The organism is Protofrankia sp. Cas8, from assembly GCF_963555845.1.
Classification (GTDB): domain Bacteria; phylum Actinomycetota; class Actinomycetes; order Frankiales; family Frankiaceae; genus Protofrankia.
In genome coordinates this window covers 32,257-37,260 of the sequence record NZ_CAUVXI010000023.1, presented here as the reverse complement: position 1 = coordinate 37,260, position 5,004 = coordinate 32,257, and the positions used below count along the sequence as shown (strand labels likewise).

Here is a 5,004-nt window from a genome sequence, read left to right as displayed (position 1 = left end):
CCGGGTGACCTGAGCGCGGCGGAGTTGGTCAGCCAGCTCAAGGATGCCGGGCTTCCGGTGACGTCCACGATCGTCTATACCGTTGCAACGGACAGTGAGCATCTGTTGGGCACGCCGGGCGGCTACATCTCGAAGGCCGCGTTTGTCGACAGTCGTATTCCCAGCGCCGGACTCCCCGACACGAGCCCGGGAAGCGTCTGGTTGGGCGGCAGCGTAGAGGTCTTCCGAACTCCCGCCGAGGCGCAGCGGCGACAGCAGTTCCTCACGTCACAGGCGTCGGACCCCGCCAAGGCGGAGTACGTCTATGTACGCGGGCCCGTGCTTCTGCGGGTGTCCCACACGATCGACGTCACGTACGCGGATGGCTACAGCAAGATCTTTCAGCGCACGGGATGACGACAGCTGTTTTCTCACAGACCCGATTACCGTCTGGCGCCGATTCGGTCGACAGGGCATCCTCCTGAAGCCCCGCAGTGGCAGCCCCGTAAGCTGTCGCTACTGATCTCGATCAGACGGGACCTGACTGTGACTGCAGCAAAGTTTCCTCGTACCGGCCCCGCGTCCATCGTCCTTCTTTCCTGCGTAGCCCTGACCGCTCTCGCTCTGGCTGCTTGTCAGCCTCTGACTGCGACATCGTCCAAGCAGGGGGAGCCCGGGCCGGCTCCTGCGCGGTCATCCCTACCACCGGTTGCCATGGCGTCGGCTGCCGGTGGAGTCGGTCGACCGGCGGTCAGTCCAACGACCACGGTTAAACCGCCGGTAGCACCTCAGTCGACGACGGCACCGCCCGCGCGACCAGTGCTTGCATCGGCGACGCAGCCAACCCCCGTGTCGGCGACTTCAGCCCCGGTCGCACCGCCACGAAGCGCCAACAGCGCCGGGAAGCTTCTTTTCGGGCTTGGCCCGGCCCTGGACAGCGATGCGGCATCACCGATCGCCGGCGGACTCGGCATGTTCACGACCTGGTACAACTCACCCGGCGACCTCGGATTCATGCGGGACTGGGCGAGTAACAGAATTCCGCAGACCTACGCCTCGGGCCGTTCGATTCATCTCGTGGTGTGGCTTGATGGAACCGGAAATGTCGGCACCACGCAGACCTCCCACGGGCCGGCCTGTGGTCGTGACTACCCCCTGTCCGGGGCTTTTCTCGACGATGTCCGCCAGCTCGCCACGATTTTCAAGGGTGCAGCCGGTGGTCCACCGCTCTATGTCACGCTTTTCACGGAATTCCAGACCTACGCCTGTCAGACCAACGCCTGGGCGGTCAGCCCCGAGGTGACCAACTACTACCTCGCGCTTAAGGACAAGTATCTGGCGGCAATGTCGATCCTGCACTCCGTGGCCCCGAATTCCAAGGTCTCCCTGGGATGGGGAGGCTGGCAGGCCCGCTACGACGACCCGAGCATCGGTGGCGGCCGGTCCATGTTCCCCTATTTCGCGGACGTGATGCGTCAGTCCGACTTCCAGAGCTTCCAGGCGATGCAATCGGACTCGAATAGCCAGGATATCCTGGACATGACGCGCATACTCGGCCAGTACGGCCCGGTCATGGTTTCGCACTTCAAACCCGACAACGGAAACCAGAACACCTGGACCAGCGACCTGAAAGCCCTTTTCACCGACGATTATATTCGTCAGGCGACATCCATGGGCCTGTTCGCACTCAGTTTCATGGACCAGGTAAATCTTGCCGCCAACCCGAGCGCGCTGACTCTGGTGCGGTCCGGAATCGACAAATACGGCGTTCCTGCCGCCAAGTGAACGACCTGGCGCGGAGCTCCCAGCGCCAGGCTTGGACTGTCCGCCTCGCGGGGCGGACAGTCCGAACGCCAAAGCGTTAGATGATCATGTTGGTTGTGTTCGTCTACTCGCTGGTGCGTTGGTAGGTGGTGGGTCGTCCGCTCCGCGCAGACCTGGTGTGCTAACATTTTGTCATGACAATAACGATGGGGATTCGGGAAGTAACCCGGCAGACCTCGAAGGTGATCCATCGAGCCGCGGCCGGGGAAACCGTGCTCATCACAGAGCATGACCGGCCGATCGCGATGCTCGTCCCGCTGCCCAGCACCGGTGATCCGGCAGTCGACGAACTCATTCGTGCGGGCAAACTGACGCCGGCGAGCAACCCGGGAGGAATCGCTGCACTGTTGGCGATCAGACCGGCCGCTGCGAGCCACGGTGGCGACACTGCCGAGGTCGTGTCCGAGCTGCGTGCGGACCGCATATGATCTACCTGGACAGTTCGGCGATCGTCAAGCTGGTTCGACAGGAGTCCGAGACCGACGCGTTACGGGCGTGGCTGGCGGCGAATCCGATGCCGCTGACCGCGTCCGCGCTGGCGCGGACCGAAGCCACCCGGGCGCTCATCCGCACCGAGCCGGCGGCGCTGCCGGTGCTGCGCGCGGTGTTCGCCGTGCTCCATCAGAAGCCGATCACAGACGCGGTCCTCGACGCGGCCGCGACGCTACCCGACGCGATGTTGCGCAGCCTCGACGCGATCCACCTCGCCACCGCCGAGGAACTGGCACCCGTACTCACCTGGTTCGTGGCCTACGACAAGCGGTTGGTGCAAGCCGCCCGGTCACGTGGCCTGCCCGTCGCATCACCGACCTGACGGCAGGCACGCCGTCGACACATCACCCGATCATGACTGGCGGACGGCTGCAGGCGAGGGCGCTCTTGACGATGTGAATCTGATGCTCCTGCCACAACACCAGATTCACATCGTTCCCAACGGGCGTCTGGCAACAGGCGCGCGACGCCGCGTTCCCTCGTGCCGACCACTTAGGTGAGAAGTTTCATGAGTCCGCGCCCGTCCACCCAGGTGTCGTTCACATCGGCGAAGCCGTTGCCGGACCACCGCAGGATGCGTACCGCCGTGTTGCAGACCGCCGGAAAGGTCGTTATCGCGGTGCCGTCGCAGGTGAACGGATGCGCCATCACGTTCGAACGGTCCCGCGTCGCCCTGAGCGCGGCTGCCAGGTCGGTGGACGTCGGCGCTGACATCTCGGCGAGCAGCGACCGCACGACCAGGACGGTTGAGAAGGACGCCTGCGACAACGGCGACCGCTGGGCCTCGGACACCCGCGCCCGGAACGCCTCGGCATCCTGGTCGCCACCGGATGTCCCGACGGGAAGGTAGCCCGAGGCGAAGTAGAGGTTCCCGGCGTTTGGCCCGGCTGCCCGTGCCACGGCCGGGGAGGCGCAGGAGCCCACGAAGTACATCGGCGTTTTGATCTTGAGCGTCCCTGCGACCTGGGCTATCCGTTCGCAGGACTGGGCGGGGAAGACGACGATGATCGCGTCGGGATCGCCGGCGGCGACGGCGCTGACGGCCGGCGCGAAATCGGCCGTATCGACCTTCTCTTTCGTCAGCTTGGGATCCGATACCCCCCTGGCGCGCAGGATCTTGTCGGATCCCTGAATCGCCGCGGTCAGCAGGCCGGGCAGGTCGGCGTAGAGGGCGTGGACCTTCTGTAGGTGTCTGGTTGCCGTCAGGTATTCGGTGATGCCGAGCAGATCGGTAAGAGTACCACCGGTCAACGAGAAGGAGGTGGGAGAACTCAGCTCCCGGCCCACCTGGGGTGAGCCGCTGACATAGGGAATTCCGGCGTGTTCGTAGAGATCCATGGCGGCATCGGTGCCGAGGTCCACCCCGCCGACCACGGCAACCGGTTTTTCTGCGATGAGTCGGTTGGCACAATCCTGGGACGACTCGGGCGAACCGTTCGTGACACAGGGGACAAGCTCAATAGGATGGCCGTGAACTCCGCCGAGCGCCTGGTTGGCGTATGCGACGGCGCTCTGCGCAGCTATTCGGGTCTCGGGAAACGACCCGAGCGCGGTGTTCTCCATCGAGACGAAGCCGAGCTTGACCGGCGGCCCGCTCAGGTTACCCGTAGAGCCTCCACTCGTCCGGCCAGGGTCGCGGGGGCCACCGCCGCGCTGGCTCGTGCACCCGGCAAGGACGACGGACAGGACTACGGCAGTCGTGACCGCGGCTGCGACAGCACGACGGGACAGCGTCATATTTACAGAAGTTACACTGCTCTGGCCCACAACAGACCGTCATGGTGGATTGGAGAGCCCTGTGCCCACGTATGTCGCGGCACTGGTCCTGGGGCTGGGTGCCGGTGCGGTCTACGCGGCGCTGGGCCTTGGGCTGGTGCTGGTACACCGGGCATCCGGTGTGGTCAATGTCGCGCACGCCGCATTCGCGATGTATGTCACCTACCAGTATGCCGAGCTCAGAGACACCGGAGATCTCGTCCTCCCCGTCGTGGGCCTTCCTCCTCGGATTCATCTCACCGATAACCCTTCTTTTGCGCTGGCATTGACGGTGTCGCTCGTCATGGCTGCGCTCGGTGGCCTTGCTGTGTACTTTCTCATATTCCGGCCGCTGCGGCACGCGCCGCCGGTCCTGACGCTCGTCGCCTCGGTCGGTCTCATGATCGCCCTGCAGGCGCTGGCGGTACTGCAGTTCGGTTCCGCCAACAGGTTCATCGACTCCATCCTGCCGCGGACGTCATTCTCGCTGTTCGGGGAAAACGTGCCGGTTGACCGCCCACTGCTCGCCGGGCTGGTGGCCACAGTCGGTGTACTGATGTGGGCGGTCTCCCGGTGGACCCTGCTGGGGCTCGCTACCAGGGCCGTCGCCGAGTCGGACGAGGCTGCGGCGCAGTTCGGCTACCGGCCGGAACTCGTCGCGGCGACCAGCTGGGTAGCGGCGTCGGTACTCGGCGCGCTCGCGGGAATCCTGGTGGCACCGATCAGTGTCCTGAGCCCGTCGACATACACGTTGTTCATCGTGCCCGCCCTCGCCGCCGCGCTTCTCGGTGGATTGTCGTCGTTCGGTGCCACCATCGTCGGCGCGTTGCTGCTCGGGATGGTCCAGTCGGTCCTCCTGCCCATCCAACGCGCAGTCTCCTGGCTTGATCAACCAGGGCTCCGGGCGTTGTTTCCACTCCTCTTTCTCATCGCCATCGCGCTCACCCGCGGCCA

Annotated in this window: 5 protein-coding genes and 1 pseudogene; 5 read left to right on the top strand and 1 reads right to left on the bottom strand. The window is 64.9% G+C overall.

The window, feature by feature from the left end; all coding sequences use genetic code 11:
• The 4 genes and pseudogenes from U9977_RS06160 to U9977_RS06145 form a co-directional block, all read left to right on the top strand.
• Window positions 1-396 (top strand): annotated as a pseudogene (locus tag U9977_RS06160) (hypothetical protein); the annotation flags it as partial.
• Between the two features lie 555 nt (window positions 397-951).
• Complete coding sequence (locus U9977_RS06155; RefSeq protein WP_322748201.1) at window positions 952-1,764, top strand: hypothetical protein; 813 nt, start codon at window positions 952-954, stop codon at window positions 1,762-1,764.
• 173 nt (window positions 1,765-1,937) lie between these two features.
• Complete coding sequence (locus tag U9977_RS06150; RefSeq protein ID WP_322748200.1) at window positions 1,938-2,231, top strand: hypothetical protein; 294 nt, start codon at window positions 1,938-1,940, stop codon at window positions 2,229-2,231.
• Window positions 2,228-2,617, top strand: coding sequence for a type II toxin-antitoxin system VapC family toxin (locus U9977_RS06145; protein WP_322748199.1), 390 nt, complete (start codon window positions 2,228-2,230; stop codon window positions 2,615-2,617). Before U9977_RS06150 ends, U9977_RS06145 begins: the two co-directional genes overlap by 4 nt.
• A gap of 170 nt (window positions 2,618-2,787) precedes the next feature.
• Here U9977_RS06145 and U9977_RS06140 read toward each other — a convergent pair whose 3' ends face one another.
• Window positions 2,788-4,062 (bottom strand): ABC transporter substrate-binding protein, encoded by a 1,275-nt coding sequence (locus tag U9977_RS06140; RefSeq protein WP_322748198.1) that lies wholly within the window; start codon window positions 4,060-4,062, stop codon window positions 2,788-2,790.
• A gap of 31 nt (window positions 4,063-4,093) precedes the next feature.
• Here U9977_RS06140 and U9977_RS06135 point away from each other — a divergent pair.
• On the top strand, window positions 4,094-5,004 hold a 911-nt coding region (locus U9977_RS06135; RefSeq protein ID WP_322748197.1), incomplete at its 3' end, for a branched-chain amino acid ABC transporter permease.